General features: G+C 72.9%; 30 protein-coding genes and 1 pseudogene. 7 read left to right on the top strand and 24 right to left on the bottom strand.

Annotated elements, in window-relative coordinates; translation table 11 throughout:
• Positions 1 to 121: 121 nt before the first annotated feature.
• The 7 genes from trpM to hisI form a co-directional block, all read right to left on the bottom strand.
• Positions 122 to 250 carry a tryptophan biosynthesis modulator TrpM gene (gene trpM / locus ACFWJW_RS35480; protein ID WP_387248982.1) on the bottom strand — a complete coding sequence of 43 codons (129 nt, stop codon included), beginning with the start codon at positions 248 to 250 and terminating at the stop codon, positions 122 to 124.
• A gap of 184 nt (positions 251 to 434) precedes the next feature.
• Positions 435 to 1,244 (bottom strand): indole-3-glycerol phosphate synthase TrpC, encoded by an 810-nt coding sequence (trpC, locus tag ACFWJW_RS35475; RefSeq protein WP_387248977.1) that lies wholly within the window; start codon positions 1,242 to 1,244, stop codon positions 435 to 437.
• Positions 1,245 to 1,422: 178 nt separating this feature from the next.
• Positions 1,423 to 1,863: a DUF2752 domain-containing protein gene (locus ACFWJW_RS35470; RefSeq protein WP_387248975.1), complete on the bottom strand. Its 441-nt coding sequence runs from the start codon at positions 1,861 to 1,863 to the stop codon at positions 1,423 to 1,425.
• Positions 1,864 to 2,027: 164 nt separating this feature from the next.
• The gene (locus ACFWJW_RS35465) at positions 2,028 to 2,273 is read right to left on the bottom strand and encodes an HGxxPAAW family protein (protein ID WP_387248973.1); all 246 of its coding nucleotides are present in this window, start codon (positions 2,271 to 2,273) and stop codon (positions 2,028 to 2,030) included.
• 85 nt (positions 2,274 to 2,358) lie between these two features.
• Complete coding sequence (locus tag ACFWJW_RS35460; RefSeq protein ID WP_387248971.1) at positions 2,359 to 3,024, bottom strand: TIGR02234 family membrane protein; 666 nt, start codon at positions 3,022 to 3,024, stop codon at positions 2,359 to 2,361.
• Positions 3,025 to 3,090: 66 nt separating this feature from the next.
• Complete coding sequence (locus ACFWJW_RS35455) at positions 3,091 to 4,635, bottom strand: anthranilate synthase component I (protein ID WP_387248969.1); 1,545 nt, start codon at positions 4,633 to 4,635, stop codon at positions 3,091 to 3,093.
• A 10-nt stretch (positions 4,636 to 4,645) separates the two neighbouring features.
• Positions 4,646 to 5,035 (bottom strand): phosphoribosyl-AMP cyclohydrolase, encoded by a 390-nt coding sequence (gene hisI / locus ACFWJW_RS35450; protein WP_387248967.1) that lies wholly within the window; start codon positions 5,033 to 5,035, stop codon positions 4,646 to 4,648.
• A 33-nt stretch (positions 5,036 to 5,068) separates the two neighbouring features.
• Between hisI and ACFWJW_RS35445 the strand changes: the two genes are divergently transcribed.
• Complete coding sequence (locus tag ACFWJW_RS35445) at positions 5,069 to 5,212, top strand: hypothetical protein (RefSeq protein WP_158894839.1); 144 nt, start codon at positions 5,069 to 5,071, stop codon at positions 5,210 to 5,212.
• 27 nt (positions 5,213 to 5,239) lie between these two features.
• Here the strand turns inward: ACFWJW_RS35445 and ACFWJW_RS35440 are convergent, their stop codons facing one another.
• Complete coding sequence (locus tag ACFWJW_RS35440; RefSeq protein ID WP_387248965.1) at positions 5,240 to 5,872, bottom strand: TIGR03085 family metal-binding protein; 633 nt, start codon at positions 5,870 to 5,872, stop codon at positions 5,240 to 5,242.
• 101 nt (positions 5,873 to 5,973) lie between these two features.
• A complete protein-coding gene (locus ACFWJW_RS35435) occupies positions 5,974 to 6,870 on the bottom strand; it encodes a LysR family transcriptional regulator (RefSeq protein WP_387248963.1) in 897 nt (298 codons plus the stop codon).
• A 95-nt stretch (positions 6,871 to 6,965) separates the two neighbouring features.
• Here ACFWJW_RS35435 and ACFWJW_RS35430 point away from each other — a divergent pair, with 95 nt between their 5' ends.
• From ACFWJW_RS35430 to ACFWJW_RS35420, 3 genes are read left to right on the top strand one after another with little or no spacing between them, the layout of a single operon-like run.
• Positions 6,966 to 7,769, top strand: coding sequence for a succinate dehydrogenase (locus ACFWJW_RS35430; RefSeq protein ID WP_387248961.1), 804 nt, complete (start codon positions 6,966 to 6,968; stop codon positions 7,767 to 7,769).
• A gap of 1 nt (position 7,770) precedes the next feature.
• A complete protein-coding gene (locus tag ACFWJW_RS35425) occupies positions 7,771 to 9,720 on the top strand; it encodes a fumarate reductase/succinate dehydrogenase flavoprotein subunit (protein ID WP_387248959.1) in 1,950 nt (649 codons plus the stop codon).
• Positions 9,717 to 10,460 (top strand): succinate dehydrogenase/fumarate reductase iron-sulfur subunit, encoded by a 744-nt coding sequence (locus ACFWJW_RS35420; protein ID WP_387248957.1) that lies wholly within the window; start codon positions 9,717 to 9,719, stop codon positions 10,458 to 10,460. Before ACFWJW_RS35425 ends, ACFWJW_RS35420 begins: the two co-directional genes overlap by 4 nt.
• A 1-nt stretch (position 10,461) precedes the next feature.
• On the opposite strand, the gene nthA is transcribed toward ACFWJW_RS35420, so the two are convergent.
• From nthA to hisD, 11 genes are read right to left on the bottom strand one after another with little or no spacing between them, the layout of a single operon-like run.
• On the bottom strand, positions 10,462 to 11,052 hold the full coding sequence (nthA, locus tag ACFWJW_RS35415) for a nitrile hydratase subunit alpha (protein WP_387248955.1): 591 nt from the start codon (positions 11,050 to 11,052) through the stop codon (positions 10,462 to 10,464).
• A complete protein-coding gene (locus tag ACFWJW_RS35410) occupies positions 11,049 to 11,333 on the bottom strand; it encodes an SH3-like domain-containing protein (protein ID WP_387248953.1) in 285 nt (94 codons plus the stop codon). The genes nthA and ACFWJW_RS35410 overlap by 4 nt, the downstream gene beginning before the upstream one ends.
• Entirely contained in the window at positions 11,326 to 11,595 is a 270-nt protein-coding gene (locus ACFWJW_RS35405; RefSeq protein WP_387248951.1) for a hypothetical protein, read from the bottom strand. Before ACFWJW_RS35405 ends, ACFWJW_RS35410 begins: the two co-directional genes overlap by 8 nt.
• A 26-nt stretch (positions 11,596 to 11,621) precedes the next feature.
• Entirely contained in the window at positions 11,622 to 12,386 is a 765-nt protein-coding gene (hisF, locus tag ACFWJW_RS35400; protein WP_042162104.1) for an imidazole glycerol phosphate synthase subunit HisF, read from the bottom strand.
• Positions 12,383 to 12,790 carry a Rid family hydrolase gene (locus tag ACFWJW_RS35395; protein WP_387248949.1) on the bottom strand — a complete coding sequence of 136 codons (408 nt, stop codon included), beginning with the start codon at positions 12,788 to 12,790 and terminating at the stop codon, positions 12,383 to 12,385. The genes hisF and ACFWJW_RS35395 overlap by 4 nt, the downstream gene beginning before the upstream one ends.
• Positions 12,791 to 12,811: 21 nt before the next feature.
• The gene (gene priA / locus ACFWJW_RS35390) at positions 12,812 to 13,534 is read right to left on the bottom strand and encodes a bifunctional 1-(5-phosphoribosyl)-5-((5-phosphoribosylamino)methylideneamino)imidazole-4-carboxamide isomerase/phosphoribosylanthranilate isomerase PriA (protein WP_026169748.1); all 723 of its coding nucleotides are present in this window, start codon (positions 13,532 to 13,534) and stop codon (positions 12,812 to 12,814) included.
• Positions 13,535 to 13,542: 8 nt separating this feature from the next.
• Entirely contained in the window at positions 13,543 to 14,196 is a 654-nt protein-coding gene (gene hisH, locus ACFWJW_RS35385; protein WP_387248947.1) for an imidazole glycerol phosphate synthase subunit HisH, read from the bottom strand.
• On the bottom strand, positions 14,187 to 14,351 hold the full coding sequence (locus tag ACFWJW_RS35380; protein WP_387248945.1) for a hypothetical protein: 165 nt from the start codon (positions 14,349 to 14,351) through the stop codon (positions 14,187 to 14,189). The genes hisH and ACFWJW_RS35380 overlap by 10 nt, the downstream gene beginning before the upstream one ends.
• 5 nt (positions 14,352 to 14,356) lie before the next feature.
• On the bottom strand, positions 14,357 to 14,950 hold the full coding sequence (hisB, locus tag ACFWJW_RS35375) for an imidazoleglycerol-phosphate dehydratase HisB (RefSeq protein WP_387248943.1): 594 nt from the start codon (positions 14,948 to 14,950) through the stop codon (positions 14,357 to 14,359).
• Positions 14,947 to 16,065: a histidinol-phosphate transaminase gene (locus tag ACFWJW_RS35370; protein WP_387248941.1), complete on the bottom strand. Its 1,119-nt coding sequence runs from the start codon at positions 16,063 to 16,065 to the stop codon at positions 14,947 to 14,949. Before ACFWJW_RS35370 ends, hisB begins: the two co-directional genes overlap by 4 nt.
• Entirely contained in the window at positions 16,062 to 17,387 is a 1,326-nt protein-coding gene (gene hisD / locus ACFWJW_RS35365; RefSeq protein WP_387248939.1) for a histidinol dehydrogenase, read from the bottom strand. The genes ACFWJW_RS35370 and hisD overlap by 4 nt, the downstream gene beginning before the upstream one ends.
• 263 nt (positions 17,388 to 17,650) lie before the next feature.
• Here hisD and ACFWJW_RS35360 point away from each other — a divergent pair, with 263 nt between their 5' ends.
• The 3 genes from ACFWJW_RS35360 to ybaK all read left to right on the top strand — a co-directional run bounded on the left by ACFWJW_RS35360 (position 17,651) and on the right by ybaK (position 20,733).
• On the top strand, positions 17,651 to 19,252 hold the full coding sequence (locus ACFWJW_RS35360) for an oxidoreductase (protein ID WP_387248937.1): 1,602 nt from the start codon (positions 17,651 to 17,653) through the stop codon (positions 19,250 to 19,252).
• 193 nt (positions 19,253 to 19,445) lie between these two features.
• Positions 19,446 to 20,192, top strand: a complete 747-nt coding sequence (locus tag ACFWJW_RS35355; RefSeq protein WP_387248935.1) for an LON peptidase substrate-binding domain-containing protein — start codon at positions 19,446 to 19,448, stop codon at positions 20,190 to 20,192.
• A 46-nt stretch (positions 20,193 to 20,238) separates the two neighbouring features.
• Positions 20,239 to 20,733 (top strand): Cys-tRNA(Pro) deacylase, encoded by a 495-nt coding sequence (gene ybaK / locus ACFWJW_RS35350; RefSeq protein WP_387248933.1) that lies wholly within the window; start codon positions 20,239 to 20,241, stop codon positions 20,731 to 20,733.
• Between the two features lie 51 nt (positions 20,734 to 20,784).
• Here the strand turns inward: ybaK and ACFWJW_RS35345 are convergent, their stop codons facing one another.
• From ACFWJW_RS35345 to ACFWJW_RS35330, 4 genes and pseudogenes are all read right to left on the bottom strand, one after another.
• Positions 20,785 to 21,555, bottom strand: a complete 771-nt coding sequence (locus ACFWJW_RS35345) for an ABC transporter permease (RefSeq protein WP_387248931.1) — start codon at positions 21,553 to 21,555, stop codon at positions 20,785 to 20,787.
• Between the two features lie 68 nt (positions 21,556 to 21,623).
• Positions 21,624 to 22,439 (bottom strand): ABC transporter permease, encoded by an 816-nt coding sequence (locus ACFWJW_RS35340; protein ID WP_387248979.1) that lies wholly within the window; start codon positions 22,437 to 22,439, stop codon positions 21,624 to 21,626.
• A 67-nt stretch (positions 22,440 to 22,506) separates the two neighbouring features.
• Entirely contained in the window at positions 22,507 to 23,439 is a 933-nt protein-coding gene (locus ACFWJW_RS35335; RefSeq protein WP_248001593.1) for an ABC transporter ATP-binding protein, read from the bottom strand.
• Positions 23,440 to 23,600: 161 nt separating this feature from the next.
• Positions 23,601 to 24,253 (bottom strand): annotated as a pseudogene (locus tag ACFWJW_RS35330) (NYN domain-containing protein); the annotation flags it as partial.

Here is a 24,253-nt window from a genome sequence, read left to right as displayed (position 1 = left end):
CCTCCCCCTCTCCCCCTTAGGTGGAGGGGGCGGGGGGTGGGTTCGGGGGTGGGGGGGCGAGCAGGCGGTCAGAAGACCGCTGCCACCCCCACTGTCCCGGCGCCCGGGCGGGGCCGGCGCGTCAGCGCGCGGGCCCCGGTCGCCATCGCATGCCGTTGATCTGTCCCGGCTCGGAACCGATGTGATACCTGACCCGGCGCCCGTGGACCCGCCGGGCGGGCGCCCGGCAGCCCCGGTGCCACGGCGGCAGCGCGCAGCGCTTCGGGTCGGGGCGCCGGTGAGGGGCGGGCGGGAAGCCGTGGACCGGCACCACCGGGCAGGGAACGCGGACGGCCGCCCCCGCGCGCAGCCCGGCCGGACCCGGGTGCGGTACCCGGGCCCGGCAGCGGAGGTCTGCGGCGGTGGCGGTCATGTCGGTGTGCTGTCCCGGACGCTCAGGACCGGCCGTGCCGGATCGCCGGGTGGGAGCCCGCGGCGACCAGGTCGGCGACCGCGGTCTTGGGGTCCTTGCCGGTGACCAGCGACTCGCCGACCAGCACCGCGTCCGCGCCGTCGTTGGCGTAGGCGATCAGGTCGTGCGGTCCGCGGACGCCGGACTCGGCGATCTTGACGATGTGGTCGGGGATCTCGGGGGCGACCCGGGCGAAGTTGCCGCGGTCGACCTCCAGGGTCTTCAGATTGCGGGCGTTGACGCCGATGATCCTGGCGCCGGCGTCCACCGCGCGGGCGACCTCTTCCTCGTCGTGCACCTCGACCAGCGGCGTCAGACCGATCGACTCGGCGCGCTCGATCAGCGAGACCAGCGCCTCCTGCTCCAGCGCGGAGACGATCAGCAGCGCGAGGTCGGCGCCGTAGGCACGGGCCTCCCACAGCTGGTAGGCGGTGACGATGAAGTCCTTGCGCAGGACGGGGATGTCGACCTTGGCACGGACGGCTTCCAGGTCGGCCAGCGAACCACCGAACTTGCGCTGCTCGGTGAGGACGGAGATGACGGCCGCGCCGCCCGCCTCGTAGTCGGCGGCCAGACCGGCCGGGTCGGCGATCGCGGCGAGCGCGCCCTTGGAGGGGCTGGAGCGCTTGACCTCGCAGATCACCGTGACGCTCTCGCCCTTGAGCGCGGCGACGCCGTCCTTCGCGGGGCGCGCCTTCTGGGCCCGCTCCTTGAGTTCGTCGAGGCCCACCCGCGCCTGCCGCTCTGCGAGGTCGGCGCGCACGCCGTCGATGATCTCGTCGAGCACACTCACGCGAGCGGCCTCCTTCTGGAGCGGTGGTGGACGGTCCCCCGGACGAACGGTCCCATCCGGCACTCCGATGGTATCCGCCAAGGGATGCAGGTCTCACATCCGGTGGACCGTGATCCCACGACCTGGACTTCAGCGGGCGCCGCGGGGCCAGTGGCACCGGGTCCGCACGGCCGCCGGGTCACGGTGCGAGCCCGCTGCCGAAGGGCAGGTTGCGGACGACCGTGAAGACCAGCAGCAGCCCGCCCAGCGCCCACCAGTGGACGGCTCGCGGCCGCGGTCCCGCCGTGCGGCGCCCGCGGACCGCATTGCCCAGCCAGAGCGCCCAGAAGACCGCACAGGCGGCGTACCCGGCCACCGCGAGCGCGTTGGCGCCCAGCGCCGTGAGGAGGTCGCCGTGCGCGACGGCATGGGCGCTGCGCAGCCCGCCGCAGGCCGGGCAGTAGACGCCGGTGAGGCGCAGCAGCGGGCACACGGGGTAGTGGCCGGGCTCGTTCGGATCGACGGCGCCGAGGACGGCGAAGGCGGCGGTGGCGGCGGCCAGGGCGCCGAGGGGCGCCACGAGGCGGCGCGGCAGACCGCCGCGCGGGGAGGCGTCGGGCCGGGCCGCGGGTTGGCTCACGTGCCGATTGTCCGGCCGGACAGACGAAGGCGCAGCTTCTCGGCCGCCGTACGGAACGGTCACGGACGGCGGGTACGGCACCACGGTGCGTACGGGCCGGGAAGCGGCGCCTTCGGGGGTGCTGCGGGAGTGGCGCCGGACCCCGGCGCCACGGGAGCGGGGGCTCAGCCCTCCTGCGGCTGCGCCTGCGCCTGGGGGCGCGGCTTGGCGGCGCGCTTGGGCTCCGAGCCCAGGCCGGCCATCCGCATCAGACCGCCCACGACGGCACCGAGACCGATCAGCACGATGCCGGCCCAGAAGCCGGGCACGTTCGCCAGCACGATGAAGGCTCCGGCCACACAGAAGCCGATGAACGAGATGATGACGCCGGTCCAGGCGGCGGGGGTGTGTCCGTGGCCACTGCTCGACATGAATGCTCCTCGATGCTCTGTCGCGCCGGGGTCGGGGCGCGATGATCCGCTCGGCCCATTGTCACCGATGCCGGAGGGAGCCCCTTTACCGGGTGGGGTCCTCGCCGCGGTCCAGGGACTTCCAGATCTCCTCGGGGCGGTCCAGATCCGGCGGGGCCGGTGCCCGCCGCGGTCCGCGGCCGCCGCCGGGCGTCCGCTCGTATTTGCCCGACATCGCAGGCCAGTGGCGTCCGTACACCAGCGCCAGCAGTCCGGCGCTCAGCAGCAGCAGACCGCCGGCCGCGGCCACCCACGGCCATCCGGTGTGGGTGACGTGATGCACATCGGTTCCGGTCAGCCCGACCGCGGTGGCGGCCTTCTCGCGCAGCGCCGAGGTGTCGGAGTTGCCCAGCACGGCGGCGACGGCGATGCCCACCCCGCTCAGCGTGAGCAGGGTGGCGACCGCGATCCGGCCGGCCCGGCGGACCGCGAAGACGGCGACCAGCGCGGCCAGGCCGACGACGGCCAGCGCGCCGGGCACGCCGGTCACATCGGCGCCGGTCACCGTGCGCGGCAGCGTGCCCTGGGCCAGCACCGCGGAGCCCTCGGCCCAGGTGCGGCCGGAGGCCAGCAGCGCCAGGGCGGCGCCCGCCGCGCCGGCCAGCAGCGCCAGGGCGAGGCTGCGGTGGGCGCGGCGCGCGGGCCTGGCCGGCGGGGGCCCGGAATCGCCCTGCGGCGCGGTGTCGGTGGGGATCTGGGATGCGGCACTCACGCGTACCACTATCGCGCACCGGCCGCCGGGGGCCGGTGCGCGGGGGTGGTGCGGGTGCCCGGCCCGTTACTTGCCCAGGTGATTGGCGGTGTGCACGGCGCGCAGCACCGCGGCCGCCTTGTTGCGGCACTCGGTGTCCTCGGCCACCGGGTCGGAGTCGGCGACCACCCCGGCGCCCGCCTGGACGTAGGCGGTGCCGTCGCGCAGCAGGGCGGTGCGGATCGCGATGGCGGTGTCGGAGTCGCCGGCGAAGTCGAGATAGCCGACACAGCCGCCGTACAGACCGCGCCGGGACGGCTCCAGCTCCTCGATGATCTGGAGGGCGCGCGGCTTGGGGGCGCCGGAGAGGGTGCCCGCGGGGAAGCAGGCGGTGAGCACGTCGAAGGCGCTGCGGCCGGCGGCGACCTGCCCGGTGACCGTCGAGACGATGTGCATCACATGGCTGTAGCGCTCGACGGACATGAAGTCGACGACCTCGACACTGCCCGGTTCGCAGACCCGGCCCAGGTCGTTGCGGCCCAGGTCGACCAGCATCAGATGCTCGGCGCGCTCCTTGGGGTCGGCCATCAGCTCGTCCGCCAGGGCCTGGTCCTCCTGGACGGACGCGCCGCGCGGGCGGGTTCCGGCGATGGGGTGGACCATGGCCCGGCCGTCCTCGACCTTCACCAGTGCCTCGGGGCTGGAGCCGACCACGTCGAAGGCGCCGTCCTCGCCGCCGTCGGGGCCCTCGAAGCGGAAGAGGTACATGTACGGGCTGGGGTTGGTGGCCCGCAGCACCCGGTAGACGTCCAACGCGCTCGCCGTGCACGGGGTTTCGAACCGCTGGGAGGGCACGACCTGGAATGCCTCGCCGGCCCGGATGCGCTCCTTGATGTCCTCGACCGCGTCCTGGTAGGCCGCGCCGCCCCACTTGGCGGTGTACGGCGGGACCTCGGACGGCGGCAGTGCGGCGGCACTGGCGGGCGCGGGCCGGGCGAGGTCGTCGGCCATGGTGTCCAGGCGGGCCACCGCGTCCGCGTACGCCTCGTCGATGCCGGTGTCGAGGTCGTTGTGGTTGATCGCGTTGGCGATCAGCAGGACGGTGCCGCTCCAGTGGTCGAGGACGGCGAGGTCCGAGGTGAGCAGCATGGTGAGTTCGGGCAGCCGGAGGTCGTCGGTGGTCTGCTCGCCGATCTTCTCCAGGCGGCGCACGATGTCGTAGCCGAGGTAGCCGACCATGCCGCCGGTGAACGGCGGCAGCCCCTCGCCCTCGATGAGGTCCCGCGGGGTGTGCAGGGTCTCGACGGTGGCGCGCAGGACGGCCAGCGGGTCTCCGTCGGCGGGCACGCCGACGGGCGGGGTGCCGAGCCAGTGCGCCTGCCCGTCGCGGGTGGTGAGGGTGGCGGCGCTGCGGACGCCGATGAAGGAGTAGCGCGACCACGTACGGCCGTTCTCGGCGGATTCCAGGAGGAAGGTGCCGGGGCGCTCGGCGGCGAGTTTGCGGTAGAGCCCGACCGGTGTGTCGCCGTCCGCGAGCAGCCGCCGGGTGACGGGGATGACCCGCCGGTCCTTGGCGAGGGTGCGGAAGGTGTCGAGGTCCGGAAGGGCGGTGCCGGTGGTTCCCGTGGTCATGGCGCGGAGCCTACTGGTCCCGGGCGTCGCGGGTGGTCAGAACGTCCGCGTCGAAGCAGGTGCGGTCGCCGGTGTGGCAGGCGGCACCGACCTGGTCGACCCGGACCAGGACGGTGTCGGCGTCGCAGTCCAGCGCCACCGACTTCACGTGCTGGACGTGGCCGGAGGTGTCGCCCTTGACCCAGTACTCCTGGCGGCTGCGGGACCAGTACGTGCAGCGGCCGGTGGTGAGGGTGCGGCGCAGCGCCTCGTCGTCCATCCAGCCGAGCATCAGCACCTCGCCGGTGTCGTACTGCTGGGCGATGGCCGGGACCAGACCGTCGGCGCCGCGCTTGAGGCGGGCGGCGATGGCGGGGTCGAGGGCGGGGGTGGTGTCCGGGGTGGCGGCGCGGCTGCTCATGGTCTCCATTGTGCCGTGCGGCATCCTGCACCTATGCATCCTCAAGCGCCGTCCGCGCCGCCACCGCCGCCGGACCCGGACCGCGCCGCGCGGGTCGCGGCACGGGTCCTGGGTGCGGTCTTCGCGGCGGCGGTGGTGGTGGCCGTGGTGGTCGCGGTGGTGGTGCTGCGTTCGTAGCGCGTGGCTACGGGGCAGGGGACGGGCTCACATGCCCAGCTTCGCAGCCGTCACCAGGTCGACCGCTTCCTTGTCCCCGTCCAGCTGCACATCGGCGGCCTCCTGCCGGCCGAAGGCGAACATCGCCAGCTCGCCCGGTTCGCCGACGACGGTGACCACCGGGGTGCCGCGATGGGCCACCGCGGTCCGTCCGTCCGGCCGCCGCAGCACCAGGCCCACCGGCGATTTCCGGCCGAGCACCCGGGCCATCCGCTCGATCCTGGACCACAGGGCGTCCGCGAAGACGGGGTCCAGCTCGCGCGCCGACCAGTCCGGCTGGGCACGGCGGACGTCCTCGGCGTGGACGTAGAACTCGACGGTGTTGGACGCCTCGTCGATCTGCTTCAGGGCGAACGGCGACATCCGCGGCGGGCCGGTCCTGATCAGGTGGATGAGCTCCTCGTACGGCTTGCCGGCGAACTCCGCCTGAACCCGTTCCAGCCGGGCGGCCAGCGGTTTGACGAGGAGCCCGCCGGCCGCGTCGGCGCGCCGCTCGCGCACCACCACGTGCGCGGCCAGATCCCGCGCCCGCCAGTTCTCACACAGCGTCGGCGCCTCGGGGCCGGCGCTCTCCAACAAGTCGGCGAGAAGGAGCCGTTCACGCTTCGCATGGGTCGACATGCGGCCAGCCTACGACCGGCCCCGCACCCCTGCCACGGGGCCGCGCCCGGGGCCCGCGCCGATGGCCGCCCGCGCGCCCCGGCCGCCGGGCCCGCCCCCGCTCAGGGCGCGCCCGGGTCCACATGCGCCATCAGGATGCGCGTCAGCTCCCGGGCGGCGCGCGGCGGGGAGACATCGCCCCGGTGGGCGACGGACACCACGCGGTGCATTCCGGGCGTCGAGAAGGGGGTGACCCGCAGGCCGGAGCGCTCGGCGACCATGCTGGGCACCACGGCGAGGCCCAGCCCGGCCCGGACGAAGCCGAGGACCGCGTCCATCTCGCCGCCCTCGACGGTGAAGGCCGGTTCGAAGCCGGCCGCCCGGCAGGCCGCGGTGGTGAATTCGCGCAGGTCGTAGCCGCGGCGGAACATGGCCAGCGGCCGGCCGCGCAGATCCTCCACCCGGATGCGGGTGCGCCGGCCGACGGGGGCGGGGCGGTCGGGCGCGGAGACCACGACGAGTTCCTCGCGCAGCAGCTCGGAGGTGGCCAGGGCGGGGGCCTGCACCGGGAGCGGGGTGATGATCAGGGCCAGGTCCAGGGCGCCGTCGGCCAGCGCCCGGACCAGGTCCTGCGAGCCGTCCTCGGTGACGATCAGGTCCACGCCGGGGTAGCCGGCGTGGAAGGCGCGCAGGACGTCGGGGACGAGGCTGGCGCAGAGGCTGGGCGGGGCGCCGAGGCGGAGCCGGCCGCGGCGCAGCTGGGCGACCTCCTGGACCTCGCGGCGGGCGGTCTCGGCGTCGGCGAGGATGCGCCGGGCGAACGGCAGCAGCGTCTCGCCGGCGTCGGTGAGGGTGATGTGGCCGCGGGCGCGGTGGAAGAGCTCCGCTCCCAGCTCCCGTTCCAGGGCGCGGATTTGCTGGGACAGGGAGGGCTGGGCGACGTGTTCGCGCTCGGCGGCGCGGGTGAAGTGCCGGGTGTCGGCCACCGCGGCGAAGTAGCGGAGCTGCTGCAACTGCATACGACGACGGTACGGCACCCATAGACAGCACCTATGGAGATGAGCCGCACCATGTCTTGGACTGATGGGCCACCCGGTCCTTACCGTCGGGACCCATGGCACTGGACACACGGACGGACCGAGGGCCGTCCTTCGCGGCCCTGCTGTGGGGCTCGACCGTCGGCAAGAAGACGGTGATGGCCGTGAGCGGCCTGGTCATGCTGCTCTACCTGGTCGTCCACATGATCGGGAACCTGAAGATCTTCTTCGGCGCTGAGGAGTTCAACGGCTACGCCCACTGGCTGCGCGTCGTCGGGGAACCGTTCATGCACGACGAGTGGACGCTGTGGCTGGTCCGCGTGGTCCTGGTGGCCGCCGTCGTCGCCCATGCCACGTCCGCCTACCAGCTCAGCCGCCGCGACCTCAGGGCGCGCCCGGACAAGTACGCCCACCCGTCGCCCGACCACCGCCCCCGGCCGAGGCGCTTCGCGCCGCACCTCCTTCTGTCGCCCGGCCACCGCCCCTGGCCGAGGCGCTTCGCGCCGCACCTCCTCCTCCGGCGCAGCTACGCCACCCGCACCATGCGGTGGGGCGGGATCATCCTCGGTCTGTTCCTCGTCTGGCATCTCCTCGACCTGACGACCGGCACCGCGCACCCGGGCGGCTTCCAGGCGGGCCATCCGTACGAGAACGTCGTGGACACCTTCTCCACCTGGTACGGCAATGCCGTCTACCTCGTCGCGATGCTCGCCCTCGGGCTGCACATCCGGCACGGCTTCTGGAGCGCCGCCCAGACGCTCGGCGTCGGCAGCCGGGCCCGCGAACGCCTGCTGAAGACCCTCGCCCAGGTCCTCGCGCTGGTGCTGACCGTGGGCTTCATCTCCGTACCCGTCGCCGTCATGACCGGAGTGGTGAGCTGACATGACCTCTTTTGTGGACTACGCGACCGGGGAGCCGGTCCGCGACACCAAGGCGCCGGCCGGGCCGGTCGCCGGGCGCTGGGACACGCGGCGCTTCGAGGCGAAGCTCGTCAACCCCGCCAACCGCCGCAAGCACACCGTCATCGTGGTCGGCACCGGTCTCGCGGGCGGCTCGGCCGGTGCCACGCTCGCCGAACAGGGCTACCACGTCGTCCAGTTCTGCTACCAGGACTCCCCGCGCCGCGCCCACTCGATCGCCGCGCAGGGCGGCATCAACGCGGCGAAGAACTACCGCAACGACGGCGACTCGGTCCACCGGCTGTTCTACGACACCGTCAAGGGCGGCGACTTCCGGGCCCGTGAGTCGAACGTCCACCGGCTCGCGCAGATCTCGGTCGAGATCATCGACCAGTGCGTGGCACAGGGCGTGCCGTTCGCGCGGGAGTACGGCGGTCTGCTCGACACCCGCTCCTTCGGCGGCGTGCAGGTGTCGCGGACGTTCTACGCCCGTGGCCAGACGGGACAGCAGCTGCTGCTCGGCGCCTATCAGGCCCTCAGCCGGCAGATCGCCGCGGGCACCATCGAGATGCACCCGCGTACCGAGATGCTCGACCTGATCGTCGTGGACGGGCGGGCGCGCGGCATCGTGGCCCGGGACCTGATCACCGGCAGGATCGACACACACTTCGCGGACGCCGTCGTACTCGCCAGCGGTGGCTACGGCAATGTCTTCCACCTGTCGACGAACGCCATGAACTCCAACGCCACCGCCGTCTGGCGGGCCCACCGGCGCGGCGCCTACTTCGCCAACCCCTGCTTCACCCAGATCCACCCGACCTGCATCCCGCGCACCGGCGACCACCAGTCGAAGCTGACGCTGATGAGCGAGTCGCTGCGCAACGACGGCCGGATCTGGGTGCCGAAGGCCCCGGGCGACGACCGGCCCGCGCACACGATCCCCGAGGACGAGCGGGACTACTACCTGGAGCGCCTCTACCCGTCCTTCGGCAACCTGGTGCCCCGCGACATCGCCTCCCGCGCCGCGAAGAACGTCTGCGACGAGGGCCGCGGCGTCGGCCCCGGCGGACAGGGCGTCTACCTCGACTTCGCGGACGCCGTCACACGCATGGGCCGAAAGGCCGTCGAGGCCAAGTACGGCAACCTCTTCGACATGTACCAGCGGATCACCGACGAGGATCCGTACGAGGTGCCGATGCGGATCTACCCCGCGGTGCACTACACGATGGGCGGCCTGTGGGTCGACTACGACCTCCAGACCACCGTCCCGGGCCTCTTCGCGATCGGTGAGGCCAACTTCTCCGACCACGGGGCGAACCGGCTCGGCGCGTCCGCACTGATGCAGGGGCTGGCCGACGGCTACTTCGTCCTTCCGGCGACCATCAACGACTACCTCGCCCGCAACCCGCACCACGAGAAGGTCACCGACGACCACCCGGTCGTCCAGGAGGTGCTGGCCGAGACCCAGGACCGGCTCCATCTGATGCTGGCCGTGGACGGCGACCGTACCCCGGACTCCTTCCACCGCGAACTCGGCGAGCTGATGTGGGAGTTCTGCGGGATGGCCCGCACGGACTCCGGTCTGTGCAAGGCGCTGGAGCGCATCCCGCAGATCCGCGAGGAGTTCTGGCGCCGCATCAAGGTCCCGGGCACCGGCGCGGAGTTCAACCAGTCGCTGGAGAAGGCGAATCGCCTCGTCGACTACCTGGAGCTCGCCGAGCTCATGTGCCTCGACGCGCTGCACCGCAGCGAGTCCTGCGGCGGCCACTTCCGCGAGGAGTCGCAGACGCCGGACGGCGAGGCGGCCCGCAGGGACGACGAGTTCTCCTACGCGGCTGCCTGGGAGTTCACCGACACCGGCGCCGCCCCCGTCCTCCACAAGGAAGACCTGGTCTTCGAGTACGTCCACCCCACCCAGCGGAGCTACGCATGAGGCTCACCCTGCGCGTCTGGCGGCAGAAGAACGCCGACGCCGACGGCGCCCTGTCCACCTATGAGATCGACGGCATCTCACCGGACATGTCGTTCCTGGAGATGCTCGACACCCTCAACGAGGAGCTGATCCTCAACGGCGGTGACCCGGTCGCCTTCGACCACGACTGCCGCGAGGGCATCTGCGGCGCGTGCAGCCTCGTCATCAACGGCGACGCGCACGGCCCGGAACGGACCACCACCTGCCAACTCCACATGCGGTCCTTCAAGGACGGCGACACCATCGACATCGAGCCCTGGCGCGCCGCGGCGTTCCCGGTCGTCAAGGACCTGGTCGTCGACCGCTCCGCCTTCGACCGGATCATCCAGGCCGGCGGCTACATCACCGCGCCGACCGGGTCCGCGCCCGAGGCCCATGCCACCCCCGTGCCGAAGCCGGACGCCGACTCCGCGTTCGAGCACGCCGAGTGCATCGGCTGCGGGGCCTGCGTGGCGGCCTGCCCGAACGGTGCCGCGATGCTCTTCACCTCCGCCAAGGTGAACCATCTCAATGTGCTGCCACAGGGCGCGCCCGAGCGCGGGACCCGGGTGCTGGACATGGTGGCGCAGATGGACCAGGAGGGCTTTGGCGGCTGCACCCTCACCGGCGAGTGCGCCACCGCCTGCCCCAAGGGCATCCCGCTGTTCAGCATCACGGCGATGAACCGCGAGTTCCTGCGGGCGGCGCGGAAGGGCCGCTGAGTCAGACCGCGGCGGTCCCGATGAGCCCCTCCCGGGTGACGAGCGCGGCCAGCTCCGCCTCGCTCCGCCCCTCGGTGCCCTCGGGCCGCCGCGGCAGGACCAGGTAACGGCTCTCCGCGCTGGAGTCCCACACCGTGATCGTGGTGTCGTCGGGCAGCTCCAGCCCGAACTCGGCCAGGACGGCGCGGGGTTCGCGCACCACCCGCGAGCGGTACGCCTCGCTCTTGTACCAGGACGGCGAGGGTCCCAACAGCCCGATCGGATAGCAGGAGCACAGGGTGCACACCAGGACGTGGTGCGTGGTGGCGGTGTTCTCGACGACCTTGAGCCGCTGCTCCTGAATGCCGCCCGCCATGGAGAGCCCCACTTCGGGCAGCGCCGCGTTCGCGTCGGCCAGCAGCCGCTCCCGGAACCCCGGGTCGGTCCAGGCGCGCGCCACGATCCGCGCCCCGTTGACCGGCGAGGCCCCCTCCAGCATCGCGGCGAGCGCCGCGTCCAGCTGCGCCTCGGTGACCACCCCGGCCCCGGTCAGCCGCTCCTCCAGCCGCCTGACCCGCGCCGCCACCGGTGTACTCGTGTGCTCGCCGCTCATGCGCCGTCCTCCCGTGCCCGCTCGATGTACGACTCCCAGAGGTCGACGGTGACCTCGTGACCGCCCTCGCCCCACAGATCGCCCGCGGCGAAGGCCACCGTGTAGACGGGCTCGACGCGCGGCTCGGCGACGCCCGCCGCGCTCTCGTCGGCCAGCGCCCACCGCCCCTGGCACTCGACGATCCGCCCCACCTGGCCGCGCACATACCGCGGCACCCGGGTGTGCCCTTCCGGGTCGACGGCGCGCACCCGTACCCGCTCCCCCGCCCGGAAGTCAGCCATCGCCGAGCAGCCCCCGTTCGGCGAGCAGCGTCTCGATCGCGTGCAGCCAGCGCTCGTAGTACGACGCCGCCAGATACTCCTGCGGGGCCATCCGCTCGACGGCGTCCCGGAACTGGTCGAGCCGGTAGACCCCGTTCCGCACCAGCACGGAGTTCAGCGCGAAGACCCGCGCCTCCCAGTCGGCATGGAACGGCGGCTCGTCCGCCTCGATCTCCAGGGCCCCGAACCCGCCCTGGCCACCCACATCGTTGACACGGCTCATGGCCCGAGCCTAGGCGTCCGCCGCGGTCAGCGCACGGGGTGACCCGCCCCCCGCAGGGCGTCCTTGACCTGGGAGATGCGCAGATCACCGAAGTGGAAGACGGAGGCGGCCAGCACCGCGTCGGCGCCGGCGGCGACGGCCGGGGCGAAGTCGTCGAGCTTCCCGGCGCCGCCGGACGCGATCACCGGGATGGTGACGTGCTTGCGGACCGCCTCGATCATCTCGACGTCGTAGCCGTCCTTGGTGCCGTCGGCGTCCATGGAGTTCAGGAGGATCTCGCCGGCGCCCAGCTCGGCGGCGCGGTGGGCCCATTCGACGGCGTCGATACCGGTGCCGCGGCGGCCGCCGTGGGTGGTGACCTCGTAGCCGGACGGGGTGCCGGCGTCGGTGCGGCGGGCGTCGACCGAGAGGACCAGGACCTGGCTGCCGAAGCGCTCGGCGATCTCGCGGATCACGTCGGGGCGGGCGATGGCGGCGGTGTTGACCCCGACCTTGTCGGCGCCGGCCCGCAGCAGCTTGTCGACGTCCTCGGGGGTGCGGACGCCCCCGCCGACGGTCAGCGGGATGAAGACCTGCTCGGCGGTGCGGCGGACCACGTCATAGGTGGTCTCGCGGTTGCCGGAGGAGGCGGTGATGTCGAGGAAGGTCAGCTCGTCGGCGCCCTCGTCCCCGTAGATCTTCGCCATCTCGACGGGGTCGCCCGCGTCCCGCAGGTTCTGGAAGTTGACGCCCTTGACCACCCGGCCGTTGTCGACGTCCAGGCAAGGGATGACTCGGACCGCCAGGGTCATGTCGGTTCGGACCTCTCTGACATTTCTCGGAAAGCTTCCAGTTCCACCTCGACCAGGACGCGGGAGTCGACGAAGCCGGAGACCACGACCAGGGTCGAGGCCGGCGGCGCCGCGGCGAACAGCTCCCGGTGGGCCCGGCCGGCCGCGTCCACGTCGCGTAGATGGGTGAGGTACAGACGGGTGCGGAGGACCGCTTCGGCGCCGATGCCGAAGGGGGTGAGGGCCTCCAGGGCGTTGGCGAGGGCGACCTTGGTCTGCACATAGGGGTCGCCCTCCCCCTGGAGGACACCGTCGATCAGCGGCATCGTGCCGGCGACCAGGACCCGGTCGCCGGCCGCCACGGCGCGAGCGAAGCCGATCTTCTCTTCCCAGGGACCGCCGGTCCGTACGCGCTCGATGGTCATCACGCCGCCTTTCGTCCGCTGTTACGACACTGCCGCCAGCGCCTCTTCGAGGGTGAACGCCTTCGCATAGAGCGCCTTGCCGACGATCGCGCCCTCGACACCTTCCGGCACCAGCGTGGCCAGCGCCCGCAGGTCGTCGAGCGAGGACACGCCGCCGGAGGCGACCACGGGACGGTCGGTGGCCGCGCAGACGTTCCGCAGCAGTTCGAGGTTCGGGCCCTGGAGGGTGCCGTCCTTGTTGATGTCGGTGACGACGTAGCGGGCGCAGCCCTCGGCGTCGAGGCGGGCCAGCGTCTCGTAGAGGTCGCCGCCGTCGCGGGTCCAGCCGCGGCCGCGCAGCGTCGTGCCGCGCACGTCCAGACCGACCGCGATCTTGTCACCGTGCTCGGCGATGACCTTGGCGACCCACTCGGGGGTCTCCAGCGCGGCGGTGCCGAGGTTGACCCGGCGGCAGCCGGTGGCGAGGGCCGCGGCGAGCGTGTCGTCGTCGCGGATGCCGCCGGACAGCTCGACCTTGATGTCCATGGAGCGGGCGACCTCGGCGATCTGCGCCCGGTTGTCGCCGGTGCCGAAGGCCGCGTCGAGGTCGACGAGGTGCAGCCATTCGGCGCCGGACCGCTGCCAGGCGAGGGCCGCCTCCAGCGGGTCGCCGTAGGAGGTCTCGGAGCCGGACTCGCCGTGGACGAGGCGGACGGCCTGGCCGTCACGGACATCGACGGCGGGGAGGAGTTCGAGCTTCGGCATCAGGGGGCTCACAGGGTGTTGATCCAGTTGGTCAGGAGCTGGGCGCCGGCGTCGCCGGACTTCTCGGGGTGGAACTGGGTGGCCCACAGCGGGCCGTTCTCGACCGCGGCCACGAAGGGCGCGCCGTGCGTGGCCCAGGTGACCTTGGGCGCGGCGAGGTGCGGGTTGCCGACCTCCAGCTCCCAGTCGTGCACCGCGTAGGAGTGCACGAAGTAGTAGCGGGCGTCGGCGGGCAGACCGGCGAAGAGCTGCGAGCCCTCGGCGGCCTCGACGGTGTTCCAGCCCATGTGCGGGACGATGTCGGCCTTGAGCGGGCCGACCGTGCCGGGCCACTCGTCCAGGCCCTCGGTCTCCACACCGTGCTCGATGCCACGGCCGAAGAGGATCTGCATGCCGACGCAGATGCCCATGACGGGGCGGCCGCCGGCCAGCCGGCGGCCCACCAGCCAGTCGCCGCGGGCCTCCTTCAGCCCGGCCATACAGGCGGCGAACGCGCCGACGCCGGGGACCAGCAGCCCCTCGGCGTTCATCGCCCGGTCGAAGTCCCGGGTGATCTCCACGTCGGCGCCGACGTGTGCCAGCGCGCGCTCGGCGGAGCGGACGTTGCCGAAGCCGTAGTCGAAGACGACGACGTTCTTACGGGGTGCCGAGGTCAATTCCATACCTCCAGCCGCAGTACGCCGGCGAGCAGGCACAGCGCCGAGCCGAGGGACAGCAGCACGAGGAGGCCCTTGGGCATCTGCTGCTTCCAGAAGGAGTAGACCCCGCCGAGGAGGAAGAGGCCGACCAGGATGAAGACGGTGGACAGTCCGTTCATCGGGACTACAGCGCACCCTTCGTGGAGGGGATGATGCCGGCCGCCCGCGGGTCGCGCTCGCTGGCGTAGCGCAGGGCCCGGGCCAGTGCCTTGAACTGGCACTCCACGATGTGGTGGGCGTTGCGGCCGTACGGCACGTGGATGTGCAGCGCTATCTGGGCCTGGGCGACGAAGGACTCGAAGATGTGCCGGGTCATCGTCGTGTCGTAGGTGCCGATCATCGGCGCCATGTTCTCCGGCTCGGTGTGCACCAGGTACGGGCGGCCGGAGAGGTCGACGGTCACCTGGGCGAGCGACTCGTCCAGCGGGACGGTGCAGTTGCCGAAGCGGTAGATGCCGGACTTGTCGCCGAGCGCCTGCTTGAAGGCGGCACCCAGGGCGAGGGCGGTGTCCTCGATGGTGTGGTGGGTGTCGATGTGCAGATCGCCGTCGGTCTTGACCTTGAGGTCGAACAGACCGTGCCGGCCGAGCTGGTCGAGCATGTGGTCGTAGAAGCCGACGCCGGTCGAGACGTCCACGTCCCCCTTGCCGTCGAGATCGATCTCGACGAGCACGGAGGTTTCCTTCGTCGTGCGCTCCACGCGTCCTACGCGGGTCATCGCTTGCTCTCCTTCAGTACTGCGCGAACCGCGTCGAGGAACGCGTCGTTCTCGGCCGGGGTGCCGGCGGTGACCCGCAGCCAGCCCGGTACGCCGTTGTCACGGACCAGCACGCCGTGGTCGAGGATCGCCTGCCAGGTGGCGTGGGAATCCTCGAAGAGGCCGAACTGCACGAAGTTGGCGTCGGAGTCGACGACCTGGCAGCCGGCCGCCCGCAGCTCGGTGACCAGGCGGTCCCGCTCGGTCTTGAGCTGCTCGACGTACTTCAGGAGCGTCTCGGTGTGCTCCAGCGCGGCCAGCGCGGTGGCCTGGGTGACGGACGAGAGGTGGTACGGGAGCCGGACCAGCTGGACGGCGTCGACCACGGCGGGGTCGGCGGCCAGATAGCCCAGCCGCAGGCCGGCGGCGCCGAATGCCTTGGACATCGTCCGGGAGACCACCAGATTCGGCCGGCCGTCGAGCAACGGCAGCAGCGAGGGCCGGTGGCTGAACTCGCCGTATGCCTCGTCGACCACCACCAGGGCCCCGGCTCCGTCGGCGCGGGCCGCCTGCGCCGCCTCGTAGAGCGCGAGCACGGTGGCGGCCTCGACGGCGGTGCCGGTGGGGTTGTTCGGCGAGCAGATGAAGACCACGTCGGGCCGCCGCTCGGCGATGACCGCCGTGGCCGCCTCGACGTCGATGGTGAAGTCGTCGTTGCGCGGGCCGGAGATCCAGCCGGTGCCCGTGCCGCGGGAGATCAGCCCGTGCATCGAGTACGACGGCTCGAAGCCGAGGGCGGTGCGGCCGGGGCCGGCGAAGGTCTGGAGCAGCTGCTGGATGACCTCGTTGGACCCATTGGCGGCCCATACGTGGTCCTTGGTGACCTCGTGGCCGGCGGTGTGGGTGAGGTAGCGGGCCAGCTCGGTGCGCAGCTCGACCGCGTCCCGGTCGGGGTAGCGGTTGAGCTGCCGGGCGGCCTCGGTCACCCGCTCGGCGATCCGCCGGACCAGCGGCTCGGGCAGCGGGTAGGGGTTCTCGTTGGTGTTCAGCCGCACCGGGACGTCCAGCTGCGGCGCGCCGTAGGGCGACTTGCCGCGCAGCTCGTCCCGGATGGGGAGGTCGTCGATCCTGGTCACTTGCCCTGCGGGACCTTCCAGTCGAACCGTGCCTTGATCGCCGCGCCGTGCGCCGGGAGGTCCTCGGCCTCGGCGAGGGTCACCACGTGGTGGGCGACCTCGGCCAGCGCATCGCGGGTGTAGTCCACGACGTGGATGCCGCGCAGGAAGGACTGCACGGAGAGCCCGGAGGAGTGGCAGGCGCAGCCGCCGGTGGGCAGGACGTGGTTGGAGCCGGCGCAGTAGTCGCCCAGCGAGACCGGGGCGTAGGGGCCCACGAAGACCGCGCCGGCGTTGCGCACCCGGGCGGCGACGGCGGAGGCGTCGGCGGTCTGGATCTCCAGGTGCTCGGCGCCGTAGGCGTCCACCACGCGCAGGCCCTCGTCGAGGCCGTCGACCAGCACGATCGCCGACTGCCGGCCGGCGAGCGCCGGGTTGATCCGGTCCTCGACGTGCTTGGTCGCCGCGATCTGGGGCGCCAGCTCCTTCTCGGTCTTGTCGGCCAGCTCGACGGAGTCGGTGACCAGGACGGCGGCGGCCATCGGGTCGTGCTCGGCCTGGCTGATGAGGTCGGCGGCGAGGTGCACCGGGTCGGCGGTGTCGTCGGCGAGGATCGCGATCTCGGTGGGCCCGGCCTCCGAGTCGATGCCGATCCGCCCCTTGAGCAGGCGCTTGGCGGCGGCGACGTAGATGTTGCCGGGGCCGGTGACGAGGTTGGCGGGCAGACACTCGTCGGTGCCGTAGGCGAACATCGCGATGGCCTGGGCGCCGCCGGCGGCGTACACCTCGTCCACGCCGAGCAGGGCACAGGTCGCCAGGATGGTGGGGTGCGGCAGGCCGCCGAAGTCCGCCTGCGGCGGGGAGGTGACCGCCAGCGAGGCGACGCCGGCCTCCTGCGCGGGGACGACGTTCATGACGACGGACGAGGGGTAGACCGAGCGGCCGCCGGGGACATAGAGGCCCACCCGCTCGACCGGCACCCAGCGTTCGGTGACCGTGCCGCCGGGGACGACCTTGGTGGTGACGTCGGTGCGGCGCTGTTCGCGGTGGACGATCCGGGCGCGCCGGATGGACTCCTCCAGGGCGGCCCGCACGGCCGGGTCGAGCCCGTCGAGCGCGGCCCGCAGGGCCTCGGCGGGCACCCGGACCCGCTCGATCTCCACACCGTCGAACCGCCGCGCGTAATCGATCAGCGCCGCGGTGCCCCGATGGCGTACGTCCTCGCAGATGGGCCGCACCTTCTCCAGGGCGGCTTCCACGTCGAACTCGGCACGGGGCAGCAGGTCGCGCAGGGCGCCGCCCTCGGGAAGGGCGTCACCGCGCAGATCGATTCGGGAGATCACTCCCCCAGTGTCTCAGACCCGCTCCGGCGCCCGAGCGGCCGTATCACTCAGTGATACACAGCGGAGCGCACCTCGGACGCACCGTGACCCGGCCGTTCGAAGTTGACCGGAGTTGACCCTGACCGCGCGTGTTCAAGCAGTCACGGGGCGGGCAAGGGCCACACGACGGCGTACGGGGAGACCTGCGGGACGCAACACGACCAGTGCACGAATTGCGTCCGAACAGGTGGCGACACACCACGGGAGAGCAAGGGGGACCCACAGTGACCGAACCCGCGGACGGCGACGCGCCGGCCGAGCTACAGCTGACCTCCGCGGAATGGAGCATGTGGCAGGCGTTCCGCAACGGCAGCACCTGCGATCTGCACATCGGCGATCCGGCCAGGGACGATCCGCACGGACAGCATCTGTGGGGCCCGGAGCGCCGGGTCCGGGCCCGGGTCGTGGCGCTGCTGCTGCTCGACGGGCCGCCCGCGCAGCCCGGCCGGGTCTCCGCGCTCAAGCTCACCGGCGCGTACATCACGGACACTCTCGACGTCGCGGGCGGCACGATCAAGCCATTCGTGGAGCTGCGGGACTGCCGCTTCGAGGCCGAGGTGGTGCTCCCGGAGAGCCGTTTCACCACCCTGCGGCTGGTGAACTGCGCGATACCCCGGGTGGAGGCGGCCCGGCTGCACACCGAGGGCGATCTCCATCTGCCGCGCTGCGTGGTGCATTCCGGCATCCGGCTCACCGACGCCCACATAGGCACGGATCTGATGCTCAATCAGACCGTGGTGCACAAGGACCGGCAGGGCCGGTCGATCATGGCGGACGGGATGACCGTCACCCAGGACCTCCAGGCCGAGATGCTGGAGTCCTACGGGGAGCTGTCGCTGCGCGGCGCCACCATCGGCGTGTCGCTGAGCCTGCGCGGCAGCCGGCTGAGCAACCCCTTCGGCCGCCGCGCCCTGAACGCCCCGCAGCTGACCGTCGAGCGCACCCTCTATCTGACCGCCGCCGGGCTGCCCAACTCCCCGTTCTCCAGCGGCACCACTCCCCCGTACGGCACCGCCTACACCCCCTCACGCGGCACCCGTGTGCAGCGCTTCGAGTGCGAGGGCGGGATGCGGCTGGACGACGGGCGGTTCGGCGACGCGGTCGACTTCGAGCACGCCCGGTTCATCATGGAGTCCGACCAGGAGCTCTCGCTGCGCCGCATCCAGACGCCCGAGCTGCGGTTCCTCGGCGAGCGGCCGCAGCGCGGCCGGGTGATCCTCTCCGGCGCCCGGGTGGTCAATCTCGTCGACAAGTCGGCGAGCTGGCCGGGGCTGGGCGGCCTGTGGATGGCCGGCTTCGCCTACGAGACGCTGATCCCGCGCGGCCACTTCCCGCTCTCGCTGCGGCTCCAGTGGGTGGCCGCGGCGACCCCCGAGTACGCGCCCGAGCCGTACGAGATGCTCGCCGCCTCGCTGCGCACCACCGGCGAGGACGCCGACGCCCGCGAGGTCCTGCTGGCCAAGCAGCGGCGCCGCCGCGAGACGCTGCCACTGGCGGCGAAGGCGTGGGGCTTCCTCCAGGACTGGACGGTGGCCTACGGCTACCGGCCGGGGCGGGCCGCGGTGTGGATGGCCATCCTGTGGGCGATCGGCACGATCTACTTCTCGACCTCCCCACCGCCACCCCTCAAAACAGGCGAGGCGCCCCCCTGGAACCCCTACCTCTACTCCCTCGACCTGCTGCTACCGGTAATAGACCTCAACCAGAGCGCCGCCTGGAAACCAGGCGGCGGCGCACAGTGGGCAGCCGCAGTCCTGATCCTGGCAGGCTGGATCCTGGCCACCACGGTCGCGGCCGGTGCGTCCCGACTGCTCCGGCGCCAATAGCCAGTCCACCGCGACCACCGAGGCACACCGAACCACCACCTGCACCCCCACCGGCCTCCTTCCCACTCCCCGCACCCCGACAGCCCCGCGCAGCGGACCCGGCCCGCCGCAGGCGCAACGGCGAGAAACCCCCACGACGGGATTCCCGACCACGTGGGAACACAGCCAAGCGCAGCGTCTAGGCTTACGGCCTGTGACCTCCGTACGCCTACCGCTCTTCCCGCTGAACTCGGTGTTGTTCCCGGGACTCGTGCTCCCGCTGAACGTCTTCGAGGCGCGGTACCGGGCCATGATGCGCGATCTGAGCGCCGTACCCGAGGACGACCGCCGCTTCGCGGTGATCGCGATCCGGGACGGCAGGGAGGTCGCCGCCACCGCCCAGGGCATGCCGGACAACACCGTGCCCGCCTCGGACGGTCCCGCGGCGGGCTTCGGCGACGACCCGGTGCAGGCGTTCCACACCGTGGGCTGTATCGCCGACGCGGCCACCATCCGGGAGAAGTCGTCCGACGACGACACCGGCTACGAGGTCCTCGCCACCGGCACCACCCGCTTCCGGCTGCGGTCGGTGGATGCCTCGGGGCCGTATCTGACCGGGGAGCTGGAGGTTCTGGAGGACGACGAGGGCGAGGGCGCCGGCGCGCTGGCCTCCGGTGTCGTACGGGCGTTCCGGACCTATCAGAAGCGGCTGGCCTGGGCGAACGAGCGGACCCTGTCGAGCGGGCAGGACCTGCCGGCCGACCCGTCCGTCCTGTCGTACCTCGTCGCCGCGGCGGCCGTGCTGGACGTGCCCGCCAAGCAGCGGCTGCTGGAGGCGCCGGACACCGCGGCCCGGCTGGCGCAGGAGCTGAAACTGCTTCGCCAGGAGTCGGCGGTGCTCGGTAAGCTCCCGTCGCTGCCGGCGGTGGACCTGACCCGGCAGCCGACCAGCCCCAACTGACCGGGCGGGCCCAGCTGCCGGGCCCCAGACGCGAGGCACGAAGACGTTGGCGAAGAAGTCCAAGAAGTCCGTCGGCACCCCGGCGACCGTCGCCCTCACCGCGGCCGGCGTCCCGTTCACCACGCACTCCTACGAGCACGACCCGGCCGCCCCGTCGTACGGCGAGGAGGCCGCCGAGGCGCTCGGGGTCGCGCCGGACCAGGTGTTCAAGACCCTGCTGGCGGAGGTCGACGGCACCCTGACGGTCGCCGTGGTCCCGGTGTCGGGGTCGCTGGACCTCAAGGCGCTGGCGGCCGCGGTGGGCGGCAAACGGGCCACGATGGCCGACCCGGCGGCGGCCGAGCGCAGCACCGGCTACGTCCGCGGCGGCATCTCGCCGCTGGGGCAGCGCAAGCGGCTGCGCACGGTCGTGGACGCCTCGGCCGAGGGCCGGCCGACGGTCTGTGTCTCGGCCGGGCGGCGCGGGCTGGAGGTCGAGCTGGCGCCCGGGGATCTGGTGGCGCTCACGGGGGCGCACCTCGCGCCGATCGCCCGAGTCTGAACGCGCCGCGGGGCGGCCGGTGGACCGGCCGCCCCGTGCGTTGTGTGCTGCTCAGCCCTCGGCGGGCGGCTTCTGGTCGTGATGCTCCCGGAGCCGGTCCGGGACCTCTTGCTGCGGTGCCTCCGGAGCCTGCGGTGCCGGCGGTGCCTGATGGGCCTGCGGTGCCTGCTGCCCCTCCGGGCCCTGCTCCCCGTGCTGCCCGTGCTGCCCCTGGAGCCAGTACGGCACCTCGGGCACCGGGTCGGGCGGTCCGAACAGCGCGGACAGCAGCACCTGGGTGAGCATCGCCCCCATCGGCCAGGCCAGCAGGGCGCCCTTGGCCTGCAACCGCAGCGGGCCGTCGAAGACCACACCGGGGCCGACCTGCTTGGCGTGGGCCACCACGTCCGGGGTCGGGCCCAGCCACATCCCCGTCATCCAGCCCAGCGTCGCGCCGAGCAGCCCGCCCACGACCAGCGCCACGACCAGCGGGATCCCGCCGCGCCGGCGGAAGAGGAAGACCACCGCGGTGGTGAGCACACCGAAGGCGAAGGCCAGCAGGAGGAAGGTGCCGTCCGCGCCGATCGACTCCTCGCCCTCGGTGTTCTTGAGGTAGACGTTGCGGGTGTCCGCGACCAGCGGGACATGCGGCGCGAGCCAGTTCCACAGCAGGCCGAGCAGCACACCGGTCACCGCGACCAGGAGCGCGATCAGCGCACCCTCGCGCAGCTCGCGGGCCAGCTCCGGGCCGACGGGGCCACCGTGCTCGGCGGCGGGCGCGGCCTCGGGGTGCCGGGGCTCTTCGGGCGGTTGGTTGTCGCGGGGCGTCAGCGGTGCGGTCACCCCGTCATCGTGCCAGGTGGGGCTGGTGGGACCGGCAGCAGGACGCCCGTTCGGCGGGGTGGCACCGCTCATCGGGTCGCCGCCCGCCGGTAGGCCCAGGTGGCGACGGCCAGTGACAGCACGCCGACGGCCGCGCAGACGCCCAGGTCGGCGCCGACCGCGACCCAGTCCGGGTGCGGGTCGAAGCTGCGCGCCAGCGCCTCCACGCCATAGGTCGAGGGCAGCAGATCACGGGCCCAGCCGATCACCGCGGGCATCCGCTCGGCCGGCAGGACGCCCAGCAGCAGCGCCGCCGACATCCCCAACTGGCCGCAGAGCGTCGCGAGTTCCTGACGCGGGGCGAGCAGTCCGAGGGCCGCGCCGAGACCGGCCAGCGCCGCCCCGGCGAGCGGGAGCACCGCGGCCAGCACCCATAGATGGGACATCGGCAGCTGGAAGAGCACACAGCCGGTGACCGCGGTGACCACCGTCCCCGGCACGGTGAACGAGGCGTACGCGGCGGCGGCGCCGAGCACCACGGCGGCCGGCGGCACCGGCAGCGTGGCGTAGTGGTCGAGCCCGCCGCCGGCCCGCAGCTGGCCGAAGTACTGGGCGAGGAGGTTGAGCGCCACGAAGGCGACGACCAGCACGCTGGAGCCGGACACCACCGACCGCGCCGGTTCGCCGCCGTCGACCACCCCGCGCAGCAGGACCATGATCCCGATGGACTGGAAGGTGGCGACGAACAGCAGCGGGATCCGTGCGACCCGGGCCCGGGAGAGCTGGGCCCGGTAGACGGCGACCAGCGCGGGCACCAGACGGGCGGGCGGCGCCAGCGGGGCGGCCTCCTCGTCGCGTACCCCGGTGGCCGGGGCCGTCCCGGCCACCGCCTGCACGGGAACCACACTCACGCTGTCACCACTTCCTCGCTGTCCCCCTGCTCTTGCATACGTCCGCCGGACCGGTCCCCGTTCACGCCTTGACCAGCCCCTCGGCACGGCCGCCGAGGGCCAGGTAGACATCTTCCAGGCTCGGCGTGGCAAGGGTGAAGTCGTCGAGGGCGGCGAAGGCGGGGCCCGCGGTGACGGCGGCGACGGCGGAGCGGGCCCGGTCGGCGGGGAGGCGGAGGGTCCAGCGGCGGCCGGAGGCGTGCGCGGCGGCTTCCAGGGCGGCGACCTCGGGCACGTCCAGCGGCGGGCGGTCCCGCCACACCAGCTCCAGCCGCACCTCGTCGCTCACCATTTCTTTCAGTCCGCCGGGCGTGTCACAGGCGATGACCCGGCCGCGGTCGATCACCGCGACCCGGTCGAGCACGCTCTCGGCCTCCAGGACGTTGTGCGTCACCAGCACCACCGTGACGCCGCGCTCGGCCCGCCGCCGGTCCACCGCGGCCCATACGGCGCGCCGCGCGACCGGGTCCATCCCGGTGGTCGGCTCGTCCAGCACCAGCAGCGGCCGCTCGCCGATCAGCGCGGTGGCGAAGCAGGCCAGCCGGCGCTGTCCGCCGGAGAGCTTCTTCAGGGCCCGCCCGGTAAGGTCCGCGAGGCCCAGCTCGTCGATCACCGCGTCCCGCTCGGCGCGCGCCTCGCGGGCTCCGAGGCCGCGCAGCCGGCCGGTGGTCTCCACGGCCAGCGCCACGGTCATCTCGTCCAGGGCGGTGGATTCCTGCCCCAGGTAGCCGAGCAGCCGGGCGGCCCGCTCCGGGTGGCGCACCAGGTCGTGGCCCAGGACGGAGATCCCGCCGGAGTCGGGGCGCAGCAGTCCGGTGAGCTGGCGCACCAGGGTGGACTTCCCGGCGCCGTTGGGGCCGAGCAGTCCGAAGATCTCGCCGCGGTGCACGTCCAGGGTGATGCCGTCGCTGGCGCGTACGGCGGGCGCCTGTGCCGCCCCGCGGCGCCCGCGCATCGCGGGGTACGTCTTGACCAGGTCCCGCACGGCGCACACCGGCACCCCGCGCTCCACCTGTTTTGCGCCCGTCCTCACGAGCTATGAGGGTACGCGTCCCCGGGCCGCCTCCGGGCCGCGGGGCTCCGGCGGGTGAGCCGGGCCCGGGGCGGCGGGGGCCGTCAGTCCGCGGCCGGCGCGTGCTCGGCGGCCGTCCGCAGATCGACCTCGCGCCAGAAACCGGCCCGGATCGCATAGCGGTCGTGCTCGTCGATCTGGTCGTCCTTGTGGGCGAGCAGTCCGAAGCGGGCGGCGTAGCGCAGCAGTTCACCGTCGATCCGGTGCGGGATGCGCGGGTACTCCGTGGACAGCTGCTGAAGATGCGCGGCGTCGGAGAGCCGGTCGGTCCAGCGGCGGGCGAAGACCTGACCGACCTCGAAGGGGTCGCCGCTGACGGCGGTGATGTCCTCCTCGCGGTCGGCCCAGCGCTGCTCGGCGCTGGTGAGCTGGGCGAGGGTCGGCAGCGCGGCGGTCCCGTCCGGCTCGCCGGCGGCGCCGCCGCGCTCGACCCAGCCCTTGTCGGACGACCAGCGCAGGGTGGCGCCCGCCGCGGGGGCCGGCCCGCCCGCGCCGGCCGGCTGCTGACCCGCGGCGTGCGCCCGGCCGAGGCCGGCCAGGTCCTTGGGGGTGGGCACGACCTTGGAGCCGGCTCCTGGGCCTCGGCGGGCTTGGGCGCCGGGTCCTCGGAGGCGGGGAGCCGCGGGTCCGCGGCCTGCGCGTCCGGGGACTGCGCGTCCGGGGACTGCGCGTCCGGGGACTGCGCGGCGTCCTGGGC

Source organism: Streptomyces sp. NPDC127097, assembly GCF_042724075.1.
In the GTDB taxonomy this organism is placed as follows: Bacteria; Actinomycetota; Actinomycetes; order Streptomycetales; family Streptomycetaceae; genus Streptomyces.
Note: the sequence above shows the minus strand (reverse complement) of the source record. Positions and strands in the feature narration are given on the sequence as shown.

Excerpts from the sequence above, each read along its gene's own strand:
- ACFWJW_RS35465 (WP_387248973.1), bottom strand. The coding sequence starts at position 2,273 with ATGTCGAGCAGTGGCCACGGACACACCCCCGCCGCCTGGACCGGCGTC.
- ACFWJW_RS35455 (WP_387248969.1), bottom strand. The coding sequence starts at position 4,635 with ATGACCACGGGAACCACCGGCACCGCCCTTCCGGACCTCGACACCTTC.
- hisI (WP_387248967.1), bottom strand. The coding sequence starts at position 5,035 with ATGAGCAGCCGCGCCGCCACCCCGGACACCACCCCCGCCCTCGACCCC.
- ACFWJW_RS35445 (WP_158894839.1), top strand. The coding sequence starts at position 5,069 with ATGCATCCTCAAGCGCCGTCCGCGCCGCCACCGCCGCCGGACCCGGAC.
- ACFWJW_RS35440 (WP_387248965.1), bottom strand. The coding sequence starts at position 5,872 with ATGTCGACCCATGCGAAGCGTGAACGGCTCCTTCTCGCCGACTTGTTG.
- ACFWJW_RS35435 (WP_387248963.1), bottom strand. The coding sequence starts at position 6,870 with ATGCAGTTGCAGCAGCTCCGCTACTTCGCCGCGGTGGCCGACACCCGG.
- ACFWJW_RS35430 (WP_387248961.1), top strand. The coding sequence starts at position 6,966 with ATGGCACTGGACACACGGACGGACCGAGGGCCGTCCTTCGCGGCCCTG.
- ACFWJW_RS35425 (WP_387248959.1), top strand. The coding sequence starts at position 7,771 with ATGACCTCTTTTGTGGACTACGCGACCGGGGAGCCGGTCCGCGACACC.
- ACFWJW_RS35420 (WP_387248957.1), top strand. The coding sequence starts at position 9,717 with ATGAGGCTCACCCTGCGCGTCTGGCGGCAGAAGAACGCCGACGCCGAC.
- nthA (WP_387248955.1), bottom strand. The coding sequence starts at position 11,052 with ATGAGCGGCGAGCACACGAGTACACCGGTGGCGGCGCGGGTCAGGCGG.
- ACFWJW_RS35410 (WP_387248953.1), bottom strand. The coding sequence starts at position 11,333 with ATGGCTGACTTCCGGGCGGGGGAGCGGGTACGGGTGCGCGCCGTCGAC.
- ACFWJW_RS35405 (WP_387248951.1), bottom strand. The coding sequence starts at position 11,595 with ATGAGCCGTGTCAACGATGTGGGTGGCCAGGGCGGGTTCGGGGCCCTG.
- hisF (WP_042162104.1), bottom strand. The coding sequence starts at position 12,386 with ATGACCCTGGCGGTCCGAGTCATCCCTTGCCTGGACGTCGACAACGGC.
- ACFWJW_RS35395 (WP_387248949.1), bottom strand. The coding sequence starts at position 12,790 with ATGACCATCGAGCGCGTACGGACCGGCGGTCCCTGGGAAGAGAAGATC.
- priA (WP_026169748.1), bottom strand. The coding sequence starts at position 13,534 with ATGCCGAAGCTCGAACTCCTCCCCGCCGTCGATGTCCGTGACGGCCAG.
- hisH (WP_387248947.1), bottom strand. The coding sequence starts at position 14,196 with ATGGAATTGACCTCGGCACCCCGTAAGAACGTCGTCGTCTTCGACTAC.
- ACFWJW_RS35380 (WP_387248945.1), bottom strand. The coding sequence starts at position 14,351 with ATGAACGGACTGTCCACCGTCTTCATCCTGGTCGGCCTCTTCCTCCTC.
- hisB (WP_387248943.1), bottom strand. The coding sequence starts at position 14,950 with ATGACCCGCGTAGGACGCGTGGAGCGCACGACGAAGGAAACCTCCGTG.
- ACFWJW_RS35335 (WP_248001593.1), bottom strand. The coding sequence starts at position 23,439 with ATGCGCGGGCGCCGCGGGGCGGCACAGGCGCCCGCCGTACGCGCCAGC.